The following is a 20811-nucleotide window of genomic DNA, read 5'->3' as shown; positions in this document are numbered from 1 at the left end:
GCTCATGCAGGTCAAACGGCTTAGTCATATAATCATCAGCACCTAATTTTAATAAATCTATTTTTGTCTGTACCATTGTTTTTGCGGAAACAACAATGACAGGAGCATTTGTAAATTTACGCAATCGTTGTAATACATCATTTCCATTTAACTTCGGTAACATAATATCAAGTATTATTAAATCTGGAACAATCGATTTACATAATTCTATTCCCTCTGCACCATTCAAGGCATAATGAACGATATATTTATTATTTTCTAAGAATTTTGCAATCATATTGCAAATGTCTATATCATCTTCAATAATAGCAATTTTATTCATGTGATTTCATCTCCTTTAATTAGACATTGTATCATAAGGTTTTTATGCTATCCACATGAAACAAAGAAGTCTATGGTACATTTAGAAATTATTTAGAAATATACTTTATGATTTAAGAAAATATTTTTGATGTGTAAATTAGGGAGAATGTTTTAAAGAAATTTATCGGTTATAAATAGAAAAAGCAATCAATAAAATCGTTAATTAGATATATAAATTCATTCGCTCGTGCAAACAGCCTGTTTTGTGCGGACTTTTTTCATTCTGGAAAATTTTAGCTTTTTCGAGTTCTCAACTTAACAAATCACACCTGCCGTTTCCTATATGGTGCGGAAAGAGGGAGAACCACTTTTTACGTCATAGCGGAAAGGGGTTGAGATTGATGAAACCGTCTGACTTCCAGAAAAAAGTTCAATGCCGTTTTGAAAGTTGTTTAAAGAAAGTTGTCCGTCATGTTGTTAAGGATTACCAGCAGAAATTAAAACAAAGATAAGAGTAACAGAACAACCGATTGCTGTTGATATGGAAGAATTAAAGTTGTTCAGCTTTTACCCTCACATATTAAAGCGTATTATGCGAAACTTTTCAAAGCTGGATATGCTTATTCTACAATCAAGTATATTCACAACTTGTTTTATCCTGCATTAGAAATGGCTGTTGATGATGATATTATCCGAAAGAACCCTGCAAAGAGTTCCATTAGCGATTATGGAAAACCAGCAGAGGAAAAAGAAGCCTTAACTGTTTCTCAACAAGAAAAGTTTATGGAGTTTGTAAAACAAAGCAATGTCTATAACACATATTACCCCATGTTTACCATAATGATTGGTACGGGGGTAAGGTGTGGGGAGCTGATTGGACTTATATGGAAAGATATAAACATCAAGGCAAAACGGTTAATGTAGACCACCAGCTCATATATAAGAATTTAGGCGATGGTTGCAAGTTCCATATCTCAACACCAAAAACGCAGTCGAGTATTCGGATTATACCTATGACACAAGAAGTTGCAAAAGCCTTTGAGGAACAAAGGAAAATCAATTTCATGCTTGCAAAGAATAAGAGCATTGAGGTGGACGGATATTCGGGGGTTGTCTTTACGGCAAAATCGGGCAGACCGCTTATGCCGAATGGCGTAAAGGTTCTTCAATATATTATGGGACACGCTCATATAGATGTAACAATGGAAGCGTATAACCATATCGGAGAGCTGACAAGGATTGAAAATGAGATTGCAAGGCTGGATAATATGATTTTAAAGGGTATGCAAAAAAATAACAAAAATATTAGCACTCACCTCTTGACAATGCTAACAACACGTGTTATACATAATGTAGAACAAACAAAAAAGAGGAGGAGTGACATATGAATATAAACAAATTTACGCAAAAATCATTGCAGGCAGTGCAAGGATGTGAAAAAGTTGCCTATGAATATGGTAATCAAGAAGTGGAACAGGAACATTTATTGTACTCTCTTCTTACGCAGGAAGATAGTTTGATTTTAAAATTACTAGAAAAGATGAACATACAGAAAGAATTATTTATCAATCGTGTAGAAGAAGCTCTTAGAAAAAGGGTAAAGGTACAAGGTGGTCAGATTTATATTGGTCAAGATTTGAATAAAGTTTTGATTCATTCTGATGAAGAAGCAACACAAATGGGCGATGAATACGTTTCGGTAGAACATATTTTTCTTTCCTTATTAAAGTATCCAAATAAAGAAGTGAAAATGATTTTTAAGGAGTTTGGAATTACGAGAGAGTTGTTTTTACAAGCCCTTTCTACAGTGAGAGGAAATCAAAGGGTAACAAGCGATAATCCAGAGGCGACTTACGATACATTAAATAAATATGGGACAGATTTAGTAGAGCGTGCAAGAGAACAAAAATTAGATCCTGTTATTGGACGAGATGTTGAGATAAGAAATGTTATTCGTATTCTTTCACGTAAAACAAAAAACAATCCGGTATTAATAGGAGAACCAGGTGTTGGTAAAACAGCAGCGGTAGAAGGTTTAGCACAGCGTATTGTTAGAGGTGATGTTCCGGAAGGACTGAAAGATAAAACTATTTTTGCACTTGATATGGGTGCGTTGGTTGCAGGAGCAAAATATAGAGGTGAGTTTGAGGAAAGACTGAAAGCAGTATTGGAGGAAGTAAAAAGCAGTGATGGAAAGATTATTCTTTTCATTGATGAATTGCATACAATCGTAGGGGCAGGAAAAGCTGACGGTGCGATGGATGCAGGAAATATGTTAAAACCAATGCTTGCTAGAGGAGAATTACACTGTATTGGTGCAACAACATTGGATGAATATAGACAGTATATTGAAAAAGATGCTGCATTAGAAAGAAGATTTCAACCAGTTATGGTAGAAGAGCCAACTGTGGAAGATGCTATTTCCATTTTGCGTGGATTGAAAGAAAGATATGAAGTATTCCATGGAGTAAAGATTACAGATGGTGCACTTGTATCAGCAGCAGTATTATCAAATAGATATATTTCAGATCGTTTTCTTCCAGATAAAGCAATTGATTTAGTAGATGAGGCGTGTGCTTTGATTAAGACAGAGTTGGATTCTATGCCAACAGAATTAGATGAATTAAGAAGACGTATTATGCAGTTAGAGATTGAAGAAGCTGCATTGAAAAAAGAAAATGATCGATTGAGTCAAGATAGACTTGTTAATTTACAAAAAGAATTAGGAGAACTTCGTGATGAGTTTTCTGGTAAAAAAGCACAATGGGATAATGAAAAAGCATCCGTAGAAAAAGTGCAGAAAATTCGTGAAGAAATGGAGATTTTGAATAAAGAAATTCAAAAAGCTCAACGTTCTTATGATTTGGAAAAAGCAGCTGAATTACAATATGGAAAACTTCCACAATTGCAAAAACAACTTGCTGATGAAGAGGAAAAAGTAAAGGCAAGAGATTTAACACTTGTTCATGAAAGTGTGACAGATGAAGAGATTGCTAAAATTATTTCGAGATGGACAGGTATACCAGTTGCTAAATTAAATGAAAGTGAAAGGAATAAAACACTTCATTTAGAGGAAGAACTTCACAAACGTGTTATAGGTCAAGATGAAGGTGTTACAAAAGTGACGGAGGCGATTATTCGCTCTAAAGCAGGTATTAAAGATCCAAGTAAGCCAATTGGTTCATTTCTATTTTTAGGACCTACAGGTGTAGGTAAAACAGAACTTGCAAAAGCACTTGCGGAAAGTCTATTTGATGATGAAAATAATATGGTTAGAATTGATATGAGTGAATATATGGAAAAATATTCGGTATCTAGATTAATCGGAGCACCTCCGGGATATGTAGGATATGATGAAGGTGGACAGTTGACCGAGGCTGTAAGAAGAAAACCATATTCAGTAGTTCTGTTTGATGAAATAGAAAAAGCTCATCCAGATGTATTTAATGTATTGTTGCAGGTACTTGATGATGGTCGTATTACAGATTCACAAGGAAGAACAGTAGATTTTAAAAATACTATTTTGATTATGACATCAAATATAGGTTCAGCTTATTTATTGGATGGTATAGATGATGATGGAAATATCCAGAAAGAAAACGAAGAATTAGTCATGAGGGATTTGCGTAATCATTTTAGACCAGAGTTTTTGAATCGTTTAGATGAAACAATTATGTTTAAACCGTTGACGAAATCCAATATTTGTGACATCATTGATTTATTAGTAAAAGATATTAATCGTCGATTAGAGGAAAAAGAAATTTCCATTCAATTAACACAAGCGGCAAAAACAATGATTACAGAAAGAGGATACGAAGCTATGTACGGCGCAAGGCCACTTAAAAGATATTTACAAAAACATGTAGAAACTCTTGCTGCAAAACTTATTTTAGCAGATAAAGTAAGAAGTAGAGATACCATTCTAATTGATGTAGAAAACGATGAATTAACAGCAAGTATAAGAGGATAAGATGACACCAATTATTTTTCATATTGATGTAAATTCAGCTTATTTAAGTTGGACGGCAGTAGAAAAGTTAAAACAGGGCGAAGGAGCAGACTTAAGAGAAATTCCATCTATTATTGGAGGAAATAGGGAGTCAAGGCATGGAGTTGTTTTGGCAAAGTCTGTTCCAGCCAAACGATATGGCATTCACACGGGGGAACCTGTTGTGAATGCCTTTCGTAAGTGCCCAAATTTAGTTATGGAACCACCAGACCACAAAATGTATAGTATATATAGTAAGAAGTTAATGGAATTTTTACGACAATATACATCGGATATTGAACAGGTGAGTGTGGATGAATGTTATATGGATTTTACAGGAATTGCATATAAATATAATTCGCCAATAGATGGGGCAATAGAAATAAAAAATAAAATATGGGATACCTTTGGTTTTTCGGTAAATATTGGAATTTCAACAAATAAACTTTTAGCAAAAATGGCATCAGATTTTGAAAAACCTAATCGAGTTCATACACTTTTCCCAGAAGAGATCAAAGTGAAAATGTGGCCTCTTCCTGTATCTAGACTTTATATGGCAGGGAAAGCAAGTGTGGAAGTATTAAGAAAACTTGAGATAAAAACAATAGGTGAACTAGCAAAAACAAATCCACATATACTAGAATTACATTTGAAAAGTCATGGAAAAACACTTTGGCAATTTGCAAACGGAATTGATACAACAAGGGTACAATCAGAAGAAACTGTAGCAAAAGGGATAGGAAATTCTACAACATTGGCAAAAGATCTTAGCACTGAAGAAGAAGCGAAAGAAGTTCTTCTTTGGCTTGCAGAAAGTGTAGGTAAAAGACTTAGAAAAGCTGGACAGAAAGCACAGATGATTAGTGTGGAAATAAAATATTATAATTTTCAAACTGTTTCCCACCAAAAACAGATGGGAAAGGCGGTGTATGAGGATAAGATTTTATATGAAAATGCAAGTCAACTTTTTGAAGAATTGTGGAACGGTGAACCAATCCGACTTTTGGGGATTCGTACATCAAAGTTAGTAGAAGAAACAGCACCGGAACAATTGAGTATATTTGATATACAAATGAAAAAACCAAAAGACGAAAAACACAGAAAATTAGATAAGGCATTGGACGAGATACGAAACCGTTTTGGAGAAGACGCTGTAAAGCGAGGAACATTTCTAAAATAATAGGAAAGGGCAGTAAAATATGGAACTGAAAAATCTACTGCAACCGATAAAATACAGTATCCGACAGGGAAAAGAAATCTTGGATATTGAAAAGATAACGCAAAATTCAAAAAAAGTAGGTCCAAATACATTGTTTGTTTGTATAAAAGGTGCAAGAACAGATGGAAGTTTTTATATTGGAGAGGCAGTAGAAAAAGGTGCAGTGGCAATTTTATCAGATAGAGAGGTAGAAGTACCAAAAGGAATCACACTTATTTTAGTTGAAAATGCAAGGAAAACTTTGGCGAAAATAGCAGCGGTTTTTTACGGAGAACCATCTAAAGAAATGTTTATGATAGGGATTACAGGAACAAAAGGAAAGACAACAACAGCTTATATGATTTATCATATTTTAAAAGAAGCTGGATATAGGGTTGGTCTTATTGGAACAATTGAGGTTAGAATAGGGGAAAAAAGTATTCCAACTCAAAATACATCTCCAGAATCTATTGATGTACAGTTTTTTTTAAAAGAAATGCTTTTAGAAAAGTGTAATGTGGCCATTATGGAAGTGTCTTCACAAGGATTAAAACTGCATAGGACAGATGAAATTCAGTTCGATATTGGCGTGTTTACTAATTTAGGAAAAGACCATATTAGTAAATTTGAGCATAAAAATTTTGAAGAATATAAAAATTGTAAGGCAAAATTATTTACACAAAGTAAGAGGGCAATTGTTAATATAGATAATCCTTATTGGGAGGAAATGCTTAAAGATTCTAAGTGTGCCATGACTACGTTTGGATTTTCAAAAAAAGCGGATTATTATGCGAAAAATGTAAAAGCAATAAAAAAGAATGGAAAATTGGGGATACAGTATCAGATTGCAGGAAAAATGTGTGGAAAAATCAGTTTAGTTATGGCAGGAAAATTTAATGTTTATAATGCTCTTTGTGCTATAGCAGTCTGCAAAGAATTAGATGTTTCTTTTGAAGAAATAAAAAAATCGTTAGAAAAAGTTCAAGTAAAGGGAAGAGTAGAACAATTATGTACGGATCGAGGAACAGTTGTTTTGATAGATTATGCTCATAATGCTATGAGTTTACAAAGTATTTTAGAAATGGTACACTCATATCGTCCACGTCAGATAATATGCATTTTCGGATGTGGTGGAAATCGGACAAAAGAAGGTCGAAGATATGAAATGGGAAAAGTATCTGGGATATTGTCTGATTTTACAATTATTACTTCTGATAATCCAAGATATGAGGATCCATTGCAGATTATGAGTGAGATAAGAGAGGGGATAGAATCTGTACATGGAAGGTGTTTAGAAATTTGTAATCGTAAGGAAGCAATTCGCTATGGGATAAAGTGTGCTAGAAAAAATGATATCATTGTTCTTGCGGGAAAGGGACATGAGGAATATCAGGAAATTGAAGGAATGAAATATCATATGACAGATAGAGAAATGGTTTGTGAAATTATAGATGAGGATAAGAAAAATGTATGCAGACGTTATTATTGATCTTATACATGAAAATGTAGATAGAGTATTTCAATATATTGTTCCATCGCAGTTGGAAGAAAAAGTTAAAGAGGGTATGGAAGTCCTTGTTCCTTTTGGTGTGGGAAATAAAAGGAAAAAGGGGTATATCATTGGCTTTTCTGAAAAATGTAATTATGATTGTAGTAAAATGAAAGAGATTTATGAGATTTCAGATAAGGCGGTACAAATAGAAGGAAGGCTTGTGTCATTGGCAGGTTGGATAAAGGAAAACTATGGTGGAACAATGATACAAGCATTAAAAACAGTTCTTCCAGTTAAACAAAAGAGGAGAGAAAAGATAAATAGAACAATTCGACTTCTTTTAAGTGAAGATGAAGCGAGAAAAAAATTGGAAGAATTTTTACATAAGAATATGAAAGCAAGGGCAAGAGTTTTGGCGGAACTGATGGATAATGAAGAGTTACCAGAAACTCTCGTTATAAAGAAATTAAATGTTACGAAAGCAGTGATTAAAGCATTAGAAGAACAAAAAATTTTAGCTGTTGAGTCTGAACGTGTGTATCGCAATCCAATCCGGCAGACGAAAAGACAAGAGGTTGAGGTTACATATACGCAAGAACAACAAAAAGCCATAACACAATTTAGAGAAGATTACTGTAGCGGAATACGGAAAACATATTTGATACATGGAATTACTGGTAGTGGTAAAACAGAAGTTTACATGGAAATGATCGAGGAAGTTGTGCAAGATGGAAAACAAGCAATTTTTTTGATTCCGGAGATTGCACTTACATATCAGACGGTTATGCGGTTTTACAGGCGGTTTGGAGATAGGGTATCTATTATGAATTCAAGGTTGTCCGAAGGAGAAAAATATGATCAAATGATTCGTGCAAAAAATGGAGAAATCGATGTAATGATAGGCCCACGTTCAGCACTGTTTACTCCTTTTGCACATCTTGGATTGATTGTAATAGATGAGGAACATGAAGTAACTTATAAAAGTGAACAAATTCCAAGATACCATGCAAGAGAAACTGCAAGAAGAAGAGCCGAAATGGAGGGAGCAAGTGTGGTTCTTGGATCGGCAACTCCGTCGGTTGATTCTTATTATAGGGCTCTACATGGAGAATATACATTATTAGAATTAAAACGCAGAGCAACAGGTCAAGAACTTCCTCAGATGTATACAGTAGATTTGAGAGAAGAATTAAAGAAGGGCAATCGTTCGATTATTAGTGATAGATTGAGAACTCTCATAGAGGAAAGATTAGAGAAGAAGGAACAGATTATTTTGTTTATCAATCGGAGAGGTTATGCAGGCTTTGTTTCTTGCCGTTCTTGTGGGTATGTGGCAAAATGTCCCCACTGCGATGTGGCATTATCTTCTCATAAAAATGGTAAATTGGTTTGTCATTATTGTGGATATGAAGAAACAATGCAAACAAGTTGCCCGAAATGTAAATCCCGACATATTGGAGGGTTTAAAGCAGGAACACAACAAATTGAAGAAATTGTAGAAAAAGAATTTCCTACTGCAAAAGTTTTGCGTATGGATATGGATACAACAAAAGAAAAAGGTGGACACGAAAAAATTTTATCTGCATTTGCAAATGAAGAGGCGGATATATTAATAGGAACACAAATGATTGTAAAAGGGCATGATTTCCCGAATGTAACTTTAGTAGGAATATTGGCGGCAGATTTGTCACTTTATGCAAATGATTATCGAGCAGGAGAAAGAACCTTTCAATTGTTGACACAAGCTGGTGGACGTGCAGGACGTGCAGAGAAAAAAGGTGAGGTAGTTATTCAAACATATAGTCCAGAACATTATTGCATTCAGACAGCAGCACAACAAAACTATGCAGCCTTCTACCAAGCAGAAATAAATTATCGAGAATTGATGGGATATCCACCAGCAGAGCAATTGCTTGCCATATACATGACAAGTAGAGATGAGCAGTTATTGGAGAGAGGAGCATTTTTCTTAAAAGAGTATGCAGAAAGAGTGAATAAGAGAAAAGAATATCAGATTATCGGTCCTGTAAGCCCTTATATAGAAAAAATAAATGATGTTTACAGAAAATTAATTTATATAAAACAAGAAAGATATGATATGCTAATAGATATGAAAGATTTTTTAGAAAAATATATAGAAATGAATTCCGGATTTCAAAAAATAAAAATTCAATTTGATTTCAATCCGGTTAATGTATTTTAGAAGGGAGCAAATAATGGCTATTAGAGAAATTAGAAAAATTGGTGATGAAGTTTTAACAAAGAAATGTAAAGAAGTAAAAACAATTACACCTAGAACATTGGAACTTATTGATGATATGTTTGATACAATGTACGAAGAAATGGGAGTTGGACTTGCAGCTCCACAGGTGGGAATTTTAAAGAGAATTGTTACAATTGATGTGGGTGAAGGCCCAATTTTACTTATTAATCCGGAAATTATTGAAACAAGTGGAGAACAGACTGGTGATGAAGGATGCCTAAGTGTACCGGGGAAAGCCGGAGAGGTAACAAGACCGTTTTATGCGAAAGTAAGAGCATATGATGAAGAAATGCAACCTTTTGAAATTGAAGGAGAAGGACTTTTAGCGCGAGCATTTTGTCATGAAATAGATCATTTAGAAGGACAGTTATATGTGGACAAAGTAGAAGGAGAACTTCATGATGTTTTCTATGGGGAGGAAGAATAAGATGAAAATAATTTTTATGGGAACACCAGATTTTTCTGTTGGAACTTTGGAAGAACTTATTCGTGCTGGACATGAAGTTGTGTTAGTGGTTACACAACCAGATAAACCAAAAGGAAGAGGAAAGGAAATGCAATTCACCCCAGTTAAGGAGGTGGCATTACAGCATGGAATACCTGTATTTCAGCCAAAGAAAATTCGTGATTCTGAGAGTGTGGAAGAATTGAGAAAATATCAAGCAGATGTTATGGTTGTTGTTGCTTTTGGACAGATTATACCAAAAGAAATTTTAGAAATGACACCATATGGGTGCATTAATGTACATGCATCACTTCTTCCAAAGTATCGTGGAGCAGCGCCGATTCAATGGTCTATTATTGATGGGGAAGATATTACAGGAGTAACAACAATGCAGATGGATGAGGGATTAGATACAGGAGATATGCTTTTAAAAACAGAAATTCCAATTTCATCAAAAGAAACAGGTGGGAGTCTTCATGATAAATTAGCAGAAGCTGGAGCGAAACTTTGTGTGGAAACATTGAAAGCATTAGAAGAGAAAACACTTATAGGAGAAAAACAAGGAGAAACAACTACAGCATATGCTAGAATGTTAGATAAACAATTGGGAAATATTGATTGGAATAGTGATGCAGAAAAAATTGAAAGATTAATTCGAGGATTAAATCCATGGCCAAGTGCATATACTGTTTGGGAAGACAAAATTATGAAAATTTGGGAAGCGGAAGTTTTTGAAGGGGAAGAAAACTGTGAAGCAGGAACCATCGTGAAAGTGGAAAAAGATGGATTTTTTGTGCAAACTGGAAAAAATCTTCTTAAAATAACACAGTTGCAAATTCCAGGGAAGAAAAGAATGGATGCAGCGGCATTTTTAAGAGGATATGCTATAAAAGAACAGACAAAGTTAGGATAGTCTAGAAAGTAGAGGTAGTAATCATGTATTATCCAATGTATTTTGATCCGACATACATGTTGGTTGTCATAGGAATGGTGATCACTCTTATTGCATCGGCACGTGTAAAAACTACATTTGCAAAATACCAGTCAATATCAAATCATTCTGGCATGACAGGAAGAGAAGCAGCGGAGAGAATTTTGCACAATGCAAATATATACGATGTGAGAATTGAAAGAGTGTCTGGTCACTTGACAGATCATTATGATCCGAGAAATAAAGTACTTCGTTTATCGGATAGCACATATCAGTCGGCCTCCGTTGCAGCAGTAGGTGTTGCGGCGCATGAGTGTGGACACGCTATTCAGCATGCAACAGGATATGCACCACTGCAGTTTAGAGGAGCATTGGTACCTGTGGCAAATTTTGGAGCGACAATTGCGTGGCCCTTGATTTTATTAGGATTTTTTATTACAGGCCGTTCATCAGATTTGTTTATTCATTTAGGAATTGTAGCCTTTTCACTTTCTGTGTTGTTTCAACTCGTCACGCTTCCAGTAGAGTTTAATGCATCTAGACGTGCCATAAGAATTTTAGGAAGTAGTGGTATGTTATATCAAAATGAAGTGTCTGATACGAAAAAAGTATTGCGTGCGGCAGCGTTGACTTATGTAGCTAGTGCAGCAGCATCTATTTTGCAGTTAGTTCGTATTCTTTTAATTGCAGGAGGAAGAAGAAGGGATGACTAAACAGATTAATGAAAGAGAAATCATTTTAGGAATTTTGCTTGAGATTACAAAAGAAGGCGGATATAGCCATATTGTTCTTAGAAATACGTTAGAAAAATACCAATATTTAGATAAAAAAGAGCGTGCATTTATTACAAGAGTTGTCGAAGGGACATTAGAACATTTGATAGAAATAGATTATATCATTAATCAATTTTCAAAAGTAAAAGTAAATAAAATGAAGCCGGTAATTCGCACAATTATTAGGGAGTCTGTTTATCAGATAAAATATATGGATAATGTTCCTAATTCTGCTGTTTGTAATGAAGCGGTGAAGCTAGCTGAGAAGAAAGGATTTTTTCAATTAAAAGGATTTGTGAACGGAGTGTTACGTAATATTGACAGAAATGTAAGTAATATTCAATATCCAGATAAAGAGAATATGATAGAATATATGTCGATAAAATATTCGATGCCGATTTGGATATTAAAAGAATGGGAAAAATCTTATGATTTACCGACGATAGAAAAAATGTTACAAGGTTTTCTTTTAGAGAAAGGGACAACTATTCGTTGCAATTTACATAAGATCTCCAAAGAAAATTTAATGAAAAAACTTATTGAAGAAAATGTGCAAGTAAAAGAACATCCTTATCTTCCATATGCGTTAGAAATTTCAGGATATAATTATCTTGGAGATTTAGAAAGTTTTAGAGAAGGGTATTTTCAAGTACAAGATATTAGTTCTATGCTTGTTGCAGAGATTGCAGATCCAAAAGAAAATAATTATGTTATTGATGTTTGTTCTGCTCCTGGTGGTAAAGCATTACATATGGCTGATAAATTATGTGGAACAGGTTGCGTAGAGGCTAGAGATTTGACTGAGAAAAAAGTTGAATTATTAGAGGATAATATTAAACGTTCCGCGATGGAAAATATTTATGCTGTGCAACAAGATGCACTGATTTATGATGAAAAGTCAAAGGAAAAAGCAGACATTGTTTTAGCAGATTTACCATGTTCTGGACTTGGAGTCTTAGGGAAAAAGACAGATATTAAATACAAAATGACTAAGGAAACACAAAATGAATTGCAAAAATTACAGAGGGAGATTTTGTCAGTTGTGCAAAATTATGTGAAATCTGGAGGAACTCTTATATATAGTACTTGTACGATTAATGAAGAAGAAAATATGGAAAATGTACGATGGTTTTTGCAACAATACAAACAATATAATTTGGTTTCTGTGAAAGATACTCTTTGTGAACAATTAAAATCATCTGTAAAAGAAGGGTGTATTCAATTTCTTCCAGGAATACATAACAGTGACGGATTTTTTATAGCGAAATTCAGAAAGGATTAGTATGGAAAAGAAAGATATTCGCTCTTACACACCAGAAGAGTTAAAAAAAGAGATGGAAAGTATAGGTGAAAAAGCTTTTCGAAGTAAACAGATCTATAGTTGGTTGCATGAAAAATTGGTAGATTCTTTTGATGAAATGACAAATGTATCGAAAGCATTGCGAGAAAAATTGGAGCGAGATTATGAAATTTATTCCGTAAAGATGGTGGAAAGACAAATTTCTAAAATGGATGGAACTAATAAATTTCTTTTTGCTTTGAGAGATAATCATGTAGTAGAAAGTGTGTTGATGCGTTATAAACATGGTAATTCTGTCTGTATATCGTCACAAGTGGGATGTCGTATGGGATGTAGATTTTGTGCATCTACCTTGGACGGATTAGCTAGGAATTTAACTCCGTCGGAAATGTTGGGACAAATTTATCAAATACAGAAAATTTCAGGTGAACGAGTTTCTAATATTGTTATTATGGGAACAGGTGAACCTTTGGATAATTATGAAAATTTTGTGCAATTTATTAAGTTGGTTAGTAATGAATGTGGATTACATATTAGCCAAAGAAATATTACCGTGTCTACGTGTGGAATTGTTCCAAATATGAAGCGACTTGCTGAAGAAAAATTTCAAATCACACTAGCACTTTCACTTCATGGTTCAACACAAGAAAAGAGAAGAGAATTAATGCCAGTGGCAAATAAATATGATTTAAAAGAAGTACTTGAAGCGTGCGATTATTATTTTGATAAAACTGGTAGAAGGATTACATTTGAGTATAGCCTTGTGCAAGGGGTTAATGATCGGGAAGAAGATGCAAAGGAACTGATTTCTATTTTAAAACCACGAAATTGTCATTTGAATCTAATTCCAGTTAATCCAATTAAGGAGAGAAATTTTGAGAAACCTACACGGCAGAATGCGGAAAAATTCAAAAATAAACTTGAAAAAAGTGGAATAAATGTTACTATAAGAAGAGAAATGGGCTCAGATATTGATGGGGCTTGTGGACAACTTCGAAGACGCTACTCGGAGGAAAGTAAAATATAAGGAGAAGTTTATGAAGATATTTTCATTAACGGACATAGGCAGAAAACGAGAGGTAAATCAAGATTATGTATATGTAACAGATAAGCCTATTGGTCATATTCCAAATCTGTTTGTTGTAGCAGATGGTATGGGGGGGCATAAGGCTGGAGATTTTGCGTCAAAATATGCAGTGCAAGTTTTAGAAGAACATATCAGAAACAATGCGGGGATGGGTCCAGAGGTAATTATCACTGAGGCCGTTCAAGAAGCTAATCATAAGATTGTAGAAAAAGCTCGAGAAAATACCGAAATGGAAGGAATGGGGACAACTTTAGTAGTTGCAACAATTATTGAACATACACTGTATTTTGCCAATGTCGGAGATAGTAGATTGTATTTAATCAGAGATGAAATTAAACAATTGTCAAAGGATCATTCTCTAGTAGAAGAAATGGTTCGTTTAGGGGGATTAAATGAAGAAGAAGCAAAGCATCACCCAGATAAGAATATTATCACAAGAGCTATTGGGGCCAAGGAAGATGTGGAAGCAGACTTTTTTGAATATCATTTGCAGAAAGGCGATGTCATTTTAATGTGCACAGATGGTTTGACTAATATGGTGGATGACGATGAGATTTTCAGGATTGTTAAAAGTGGAAGAGACATTGTTGAAACTGCAATGAAATTAGTAGAAAAAGCAAATGAGAACGGCGGAAAGGACAATATTGGAATTGTGCTTGTTGAACCATTTGCATGTGAGGTGAATGTATAATGAAAGATGGAATTTTTATAGGGGATCGTTATGAAGTGCTGAGCAAAGTTGGCTCAGGTGGAATGGCGGATGTATACAAAGGAAAAGACCATAAATTAAACCGATTTGTAGCTATTAAAATTTTGAAAAAGGAATACAGAGAGGATGAACTTTTTGTAAGAAAATTTCAATCAGAAGCACAAGCAGCCGCAGGACTTATGCATCCAAATATTGTTAATGTATATGATGTTGGAGAAGAAAGCGGATTATACTATATGGTTATGGAACTTGTAGAAGGTATTACGCTAAAAGATTATATTACAAAGAAAGGTGTTTTATCTCCAAAGGAAGTAATCAGTATTGCTATTCAGGTTGCAAATGGAATTGAAGCAGCACATTTACATAATATTGTGCATAGAGATATTAAACCGCAAAATATCATGATTTCCAAAGAGGGAAAAGTAAAAGTGACAGATTTTGGTATTGCAAAGGCAACATCATCAAACACAATTAGCACAAATGCATTGGGATCTGTACATTACACTTCTCCAGAACAAGCAAGAGGTGGTTTTAGTGATTTTAAGAGCGATATTTACTCTCTTGGTATAACTATGTACGAAATGGTGACAGGTCACCTACCTTTTGATGGGGATACGGCTGTTTCTATCGCAATTAAACATTTACAGGAAGAAATCACACCACCTTCAGAGTATGTGGAAGATATTCCATTTAGTTTAGAACAGATTATTTTAAAATGTACGCAAAAAAGTGCGGATAGAAGATATCAGAATATCGCTTCTTTGAAAGAAGATTTAAAACATTCTCTTGTAGATCCAGATGGAGATTTTGTTGTTATTGGACCTATGCGAGTAATGGATGAGACGGTTATGTTCAATGCTGATGATGTTCGCAAAGCAAAAAGAGACATTTCATATGATGAAGATGAATTTTCAGAGGATGAAGATTTTGATGACTATGATGACTTTGAAGACGATGATGATTATGACAAAAAAGGTCGTAAAAAGAATGATGATGTAAATCCGAAAATGGCAAAAATGATGAAGATATTAACAATTGTGGCGGTTGTTATTATTGCATTTATTGTTGTGTTTATTATAGGAAAAGCTACAGGGCTTTTGAAATTTGGGCCATCTATTCATTTGGAAGATGATGCAGATAAAAATGCAAAAGTAAAAGTTCCAGATTTAAGAGGAATGACAGAAGACGAAGCAATTGAAGTGTTAAAAAATAAGAAATACGAAATGAAATTAGTGGTGGAATCTGAAGAGGAATCGACAACATATGAAAAAGGCCAAATTATTAAACAGACGCCAGGAGCCAATAAAGAAGTAAAGAAAAAATCAGTAATTAAAGTTGTGATTAGTTCTGGGAAAAAAGAACAAACAAAAGCTATTCCTGATGTATCAGGGAAAGATCAAAGAGAAGCATTGAGAATATTGAACGAAGCTGGATTTACAAATGTAAGAGTAGATACTTCAAAATTTGAAACAAGTGCTGAATATCAGCAAGATGAAGTGATTAGAACAGAACCTTCAGCTAATTCGGAAGTTGCATTGGATGAAGAAATTAATTTGATTGTTAGTTTGGGCGAAGATAAACCAGAAATTCCAAATGTTATCGGGATGACACAATCAAGTGCGGTCGCTGCATTGAAAGCAAAAGGTGTTGAAGTTTCTGTGGAAGAGGATTACAGTGATAATACAGAAAAAGGAAAAGTATTTTATCAGAGTAAACGTGCTGGTTCACGGGTGACAAAAGGAAGTACAATTGTAATTCGTGTAAGTAAAGGGAAAAAACAAACAGAAGTTACAGTTCCGGATATTATTGGAAAATCAAAGACATATGCGAAAAACAGTCTAGAATCACAGCAGTTAGGATATAGAGAAGTATATCAAAATAGTGACTTACCAAAAGATACAGTTATTTCCTGTGATCCGGGGTCAGGTAAAAATGTTGTACAGGGGACAACTGTCACAGTTTACATTAGTAGAGGACCTGCGACAGATAATGGTACAGGATCAGAGTCAACTGATTAAGAGTAGGAAAAAATGATGCAGGGAAAAATTATAAAAGGAATTGCCGGATTCTACTACGTTCACGTAGTAGAATTTGGCGTTTATGAATGTAAAGCAAAAGGAACATTTCGTAGAGAGAAAATCAAACCACTTGTAGGAGATAATGTGGAGATAAATGTACTAAATGAAGAAGAAAAGCTTGGAAATATAGTAAAAATATTGCCAAGAGAGAATGAACTGATTCGTCCAGCGGTAGCAAATATTGATCAAGCGCTTGTTGTATTTGCTGTTACAAAACCAAAACCACATTTTAATTTATTAGATAGATTTCTTGTTATGATGGAAAGTAAAAAGATTCCAATTGTATTATGTTTTAATAAAAAAGATATTGCTGAACAAAAAGAAATTCAAGAATTAGAAAAAATTTATGAGTCTTGTGGTTATAGAGTTATTTTTACAAGTGCCAAAGAAGAAGAAAATATAAAACTTGTGAAAGAAGTGCTAAAAGGGAAGATGACTGCAGTTGCTGGTCCTTCAGGAGTTGGAAAATCATCTCTTATTAATTTGCTTCAATCAGAAATTCAAATGGAGACGGGAAGCATTAGTGAAAAAATTGAAAGAGGAAAACATACTACACGTCATTCAGAATTAATTCCAATTGATGACACGTCTTATATTATGGATACGCCTGGATTTAGCTCCCTTTATGTAAATGCGTTTGAAAAAGAAGAATTAAAATATTACTTTCCAGAATTTGAACAGTATGAAGGTACGTGTAAGTTTAATGGATGCGATCATATTCATGAGCCGAACTGCATGGTGAAACAAGCTGTAGAGGAAGGAAAAATCCATAAAGTTAGATATGAAAATTATGTGGAAATGTATAAAGAATTACAGGAGAAAAGGAGATACTAATCATGAAATATATATTGGCACCGTCCATATTAGCGGCGGATTTTAAAAAGTTGGGAGAAGAAATTCAAGTAACAGAAAAAAATGGGGCAGAATATCTCCATTTTGATGTTATGGATGGATTATTTGTACCGAGTATTTCCTTTGGAATGCCTGTGTTGCAATCAATCAAAAGTTGTACGAATCAAGTGATTGATGCACATTTGATGATAAATGAGCCAATTCGTTATGTAGAAGCATTTCAAAAAGCTGGCGCAGATTTAATTACTATTCATTTAGAAGCTTGTGAAGATGTGCATAAAACGATTAAAAAGATTAGAGAGTGTGGAATGAAAGTAGGAATTTCTATTTGTCCAGACACACCGGTATCTGCATTGGAAGAATATGTAAATGAAGTTGATATGATTTTGATTATGTCAGTACATCCTGGATTTGGTGGGCAAAAATTCATCGAAGAATCTTTGACAAAAATTCGTATGACAAGAGAAATGCTTAACAGATATGGCTTGGAAACAGATATTCAGGTTGATGGTGGAATTTATACATCAAATATTGAAAATGTACTAAAAGCAGGCGCAAATATTATTGTTGCTGGGTCAGCTGTTTTCAAAGGAAACGTACAAGAAAATACAAGAGAGTTTATGGAGATTTTGAATAAATATGAATAAACGAACGATGATTGTAAGTGGTGGAATGATTCAAGAAGAATTTGCAACTACAAAATTGAAAGAATTGGAATATGATGTTCTTATTGGAGTAGATAGAGGCGTGGAATTTTTGTATCGCAACCATATAAAACCAGATTATATTGTAGGGGATTTTGACAGTCTTTCGGAAGATATTGTACGATTTTATCAAGAAAATACAGATGTTTTCATAAGGAAATTTAATCCGGAAAAAGATTTTTCAGATACAGAAATTGCTGTTCGTCAGGCGATGGAATTAGATAGTAAGGAAATTATTTTGCTAGGTGCAACTGGAAATCGTATAGATCATGTTCTGGCTAATATTCAAGTGTTGACTATTCCTCATAAAGAGGGGATACATGCAGAAATGATTGATGAAAATAATAGAATTTATCTTATAGAAAAAGAAGCTATATTAGAAAAATCAAAAATGTACGGAAAGTATTTTTCAGTATTTCCACTAGATAGATGTATAGAGAAATTCTCTATTGTGGGAGCAAAATATCCTTTACACAATCATAGATTATGTCCATATGACAGTTTGTGCGTTAGCAATCAAGCACGAGAAGAAAAAGTGCAGATAACACTTTCAGAGGGAATTGTTATTTTAATAGAAGCAAAAGAAGAAAACTAGAAAATAAAATGAAGGCGAGGATAAAGTAAAATGAAATTAGGAATTGTGGGATTACCAAACGTAGGGAAAAGTACATTGTTTAATTCTCTAACAAAAGCAGGAGCAGAATCAGCAAACTATCCATTTTGTACAATTGATCCAAATGTTGGAGTGGTAACTGTACCAGATAAACGATTAGATGTTTTGGGAGAAATGTACCAAACAAAAAAAATTGTTCCAGCTGCTATTGAATTTGTTGATATTGCAGGTCTTGTAAAAGGCGCATCAAAAGGTGAAGGACTTGGGAATCAATTTTTGGCCAATATTCGTGAAGTAGATGCAATCGTTCATGTTGTACGTTGTTTTGAAGATAGCAATATTGTCCATGTAGATGGTAGCATCGCACCTCTTCGTGATATTGAAACGATTAATTTAGAATTAATCTTTTCAGATATTGAAATTTTGGAAAGAAGAATTGCAAAAGCAGTAAAAGTGGCAAGAAATGACAAGACAGTTGCAAAAGAATTGGCTTTATTAGAAAGGTTAAAAGCATATTTAGAAGAAGGTAATATGGCTCGCAGTTTCGAAGTGGAAGACGATGAGGAATTAGAATGGCTTGAAAGTTACAATCTTCTCACATATAAACCAGTTATTTTTGCTGCAAATGTAGCGGAAGATGATTTGGCAAATGATGCAGCAGATAATGAGGGTGTTTGCGCAGTTCGAGAATATGCGAAGAAAGAAAATTGTGAAGTATTTGTTGTGTGTGCACAGATAGAACAAGAAATTGCGGAATTAGATGATGATGAAAAGAAAATGTTCTTGGAAGATTTAGGATTAGAAGAATCTGGATTAGAAAAATTGATTCGTGCAAGTTATAGTCTACTAGGTTTAATCAGCTATTTGACAGCTGGAGAACCTGAAGTTCGTGCGTGGACAATTAAAAAAGGAACAAAGGCTCCACAGGCTGCCGGTAAAATTCATACAGACTTTGAAAGAGGATTTATTCGTGCAGAAATTGTAAGTTACGATGACTTAATGGAATGTGGTACGTATACGGCAGCAAAAGAAAAAGGACTTGTTCGTCTAGAGGGAAAAGAATATGTTGTAAAAGACGGAGATATTATATTATTTAGATTCAATGTATAGAAAATAAGTGGGGATAAGAGTATGAATAAGATGATTAGTTTCCCTAATTTAAACATTTGTTGGGAAAATATCGGGGAAAAGATAAATTTATTTGGGTTCGAAGTCACATATTTTGGAATTTTACTTGGAATTGCAATTTTATTTGGGATTTTCTTTACAATGTGGCTGGCCCATCGAAGTGGACAAGAAGCAGAAGAATATTTAACACTTTCTATATTCGTTATCATTTTTGGTGTGATTGGAGCAAGAGTATATTATGTTCTTTTTGGTTTAGAACAATTTAAAGGACATTGGATAAAGATTTTTGATTTTCGTTCTGGGGGATTTGCGTTTTATGGAGCGTTAATTGCAGGAGTGATAACAATTTTTATTTACTGCAAAAGACAGGGGCTTATTGTTTGGAAAGTTTTGGATACGATTGTACCAGCATTGCTTATTGGGCAAATTTTAGGAAAGTTGGGGAACTTTTTTAATCGAGAAGCCTTCGGAGAATATACAGATGGAATTTTTTCTATGCAGTTACCGATTGATTCGGTTAGAGCCATGGATGTAACTGAAAAAATGCGTCAGAATGTAGAAAAGATAGATGGAGTGAATATGATTCGAGTTAGTCCATCATTTTTATACGAAATTATACTTTGTTTGATTATTTTAATTGGACTTCTAATTTATCAGAGATTTGAGGTATATAAAGGAGAAATTTTTCTTCTTTATGTTATTAGTTATGGTGCAGGAAGATTTTTTATAGAAAGTGGAAGAGTAGATAAATTAAAAACACTTGTTTTTGATTTGCCTGTTTCCCAAGTTGTAGCAGTTTTATCTGTTGTAATTGCAATGGGTCTTCTTGCTATTACTTATAAATCGGGAGATGGACAGGGGAGAGGGATTTCTCGAATGAAAGCGAAAAAGAAAAAAACAAAATTAAGATTTTCGAAATAAAAAAAGTCTAGTGATTGTGTTATTGT

The 20811-nt window shown here is 34.1% G+C and carries 17 protein-coding genes and 1 pseudogene; 17 read left to right on the top strand and 1 reads right to left on the bottom strand.

Going from position 1 to position 20811, the window contains the following annotated elements:
* The coding region (locus ACY2U7_RS00600) for a response regulator transcription factor (protein WP_461815651.1) at positions 1 to 322 on the bottom strand (322 nt) is incomplete at its 3' end.
* 524 nt (positions 323 to 846) lie between these two features.
* Between ACY2U7_RS00600 and ACY2U7_RS00595 the strand changes: the two are divergent.
* The 17 genes and pseudogenes from ACY2U7_RS00595 to lgt form a co-directional block, all read left to right on the top strand.
* A pseudogene (locus tag ACY2U7_RS00595) lies at positions 847 to 1691 on the top strand (site-specific integrase); the annotation flags it as partial.
* Positions 1688 to 4273 carry an ATP-dependent chaperone ClpB gene (clpB, locus tag ACY2U7_RS00590; protein WP_461811998.1) on the top strand — a complete coding sequence of 862 codons (2586 nt, stop codon included), beginning with the start codon at positions 1688 to 1690 and terminating at the stop codon, positions 4271 to 4273. The pseudogene ACY2U7_RS00595 and the gene clpB, both read left to right, overlap by 4 nt.
* A gap of 1 nt (position 4274) precedes the next feature.
* A complete protein-coding gene (locus ACY2U7_RS00585; protein WP_461811999.1) occupies positions 4275 to 5471 on the top strand; it encodes a Y-family DNA polymerase in 1197 nt (398 codons plus the stop codon).
* Between the two features lie 19 nt (positions 5472 to 5490).
* Complete coding sequence (locus tag ACY2U7_RS00580) at positions 5491 to 6978, top strand: UDP-N-acetylmuramoyl-L-alanyl-D-glutamate--2,6-diaminopimelate ligase (protein ID WP_461815650.1); 1488 nt, start codon at positions 5491 to 5493, stop codon at positions 6976 to 6978.
* Entirely contained in the window at positions 6956 to 9184 is a 2229-nt protein-coding gene (gene priA, locus ACY2U7_RS00575; RefSeq protein WP_461815649.1) for a replication restart helicase PriA, read from the top strand. Before ACY2U7_RS00580 ends, priA begins: the two co-directional genes overlap by 23 nt.
* 13 nt (positions 9185 to 9197) lie before the next feature.
* The gene (gene def, locus ACY2U7_RS00570) at positions 9198 to 9671 is read left to right on the top strand and encodes a peptide deformylase (protein WP_461812002.1); all 474 of its coding nucleotides are present in this window, start codon (positions 9198 to 9200) and stop codon (positions 9669 to 9671) included.
* Position 9672: 1 nt separating this feature from the next.
* Positions 9673 to 10602 carry a methionyl-tRNA formyltransferase gene (gene fmt, locus ACY2U7_RS00565; RefSeq protein ID WP_461815648.1) on the top strand — a complete coding sequence of 310 codons (930 nt, stop codon included), beginning with the start codon at positions 9673 to 9675 and terminating at the stop codon, positions 10600 to 10602.
* 23 nt (positions 10603 to 10625) lie between these two features.
* Positions 10626 to 11333: a zinc metallopeptidase gene (locus ACY2U7_RS00560; protein ID WP_461812004.1), complete on the top strand. Its 708-nt coding sequence runs from the start codon at positions 10626 to 10628 to the stop codon at positions 11331 to 11333.
* The gene (rsmB, locus tag ACY2U7_RS00555; protein WP_461812005.1) at positions 11326 to 12675 is read left to right on the top strand and encodes a 16S rRNA (cytosine(967)-C(5))-methyltransferase RsmB; all 1350 of its coding nucleotides are present in this window, start codon (positions 11326 to 11328) and stop codon (positions 12673 to 12675) included. The genes ACY2U7_RS00560 and rsmB overlap by 8 nt, the downstream gene beginning before the upstream one ends.
* Position 12676: 1 nt before the next feature.
* Positions 12677 to 13720 carry a dual-specificity RNA methyltransferase RlmN gene (rlmN, locus tag ACY2U7_RS00550; RefSeq protein WP_461812006.1) on the top strand — a complete coding sequence of 348 codons (1044 nt, stop codon included), beginning with the start codon at positions 12677 to 12679 and terminating at the stop codon, positions 13718 to 13720.
* Positions 13721 to 13730: 10 nt separating this feature from the next.
* On the top strand, positions 13731 to 14471 hold the full coding sequence (locus ACY2U7_RS00545; protein ID WP_461812007.1) for a Stp1/IreP family PP2C-type Ser/Thr phosphatase: 741 nt from the start codon (positions 13731 to 13733) through the stop codon (positions 14469 to 14471).
* Positions 14468 to 16507 carry a Stk1 family PASTA domain-containing Ser/Thr kinase gene (pknB, locus tag ACY2U7_RS00540; protein WP_461812023.1) on the top strand — a complete coding sequence of 680 codons (2040 nt, stop codon included), beginning with the start codon at positions 14468 to 14470 and terminating at the stop codon, positions 16505 to 16507. Before ACY2U7_RS00545 ends, pknB begins: the two co-directional genes overlap by 4 nt.
* 15 nt (positions 16508 to 16522) lie before the next feature.
* Positions 16523 to 17401: a ribosome small subunit-dependent GTPase A gene (gene rsgA / locus ACY2U7_RS00535; protein WP_461815652.1), complete on the top strand. Its 879-nt coding sequence runs from the start codon at positions 16523 to 16525 to the stop codon at positions 17399 to 17401.
* Between the two features lie 2 nt (positions 17402 to 17403).
* Positions 17404 to 18066 carry a ribulose-phosphate 3-epimerase gene (rpe, locus tag ACY2U7_RS00530; RefSeq protein WP_461812008.1) on the top strand — a complete coding sequence of 221 codons (663 nt, stop codon included), beginning with the start codon at positions 17404 to 17406 and terminating at the stop codon, positions 18064 to 18066.
* Positions 18059 to 18718 carry a thiamine diphosphokinase gene (locus ACY2U7_RS00525; RefSeq protein ID WP_461812009.1) on the top strand — a complete coding sequence of 220 codons (660 nt, stop codon included), beginning with the start codon at positions 18059 to 18061 and terminating at the stop codon, positions 18716 to 18718. The genes rpe and ACY2U7_RS00525 overlap by 8 nt, the downstream gene beginning before the upstream one ends.
* A gap of 30 nt (positions 18719 to 18748) precedes the next feature.
* The gene (gene ychF / locus ACY2U7_RS00520; protein ID WP_461812010.1) at positions 18749 to 19846 is read left to right on the top strand and encodes a redox-regulated ATPase YchF; all 1098 of its coding nucleotides are present in this window, start codon (positions 18749 to 18751) and stop codon (positions 19844 to 19846) included.
* A gap of 21 nt (positions 19847 to 19867) precedes the next feature.
* The gene (gene lgt, locus ACY2U7_RS00515) at positions 19868 to 20785 is read left to right on the top strand and encodes a prolipoprotein diacylglyceryl transferase (RefSeq protein ID WP_461812011.1); all 918 of its coding nucleotides are present in this window, start codon (positions 19868 to 19870) and stop codon (positions 20783 to 20785) included.
* The last annotated feature ends 26 nt before the right edge of the window (positions 20786 to 20811 follow it).

The sequence above is a fragment of the Faecalimonas sp. genome (assembly GCA_029264305.1).
Lineage (GTDB): Bacteria > Bacillota > Clostridia > Lachnospirales > Lachnospiraceae > Faecalimonas.
Note: the sequence above shows the minus strand (reverse complement) of the source record. Positions and strands in the feature narration are given on the sequence as shown.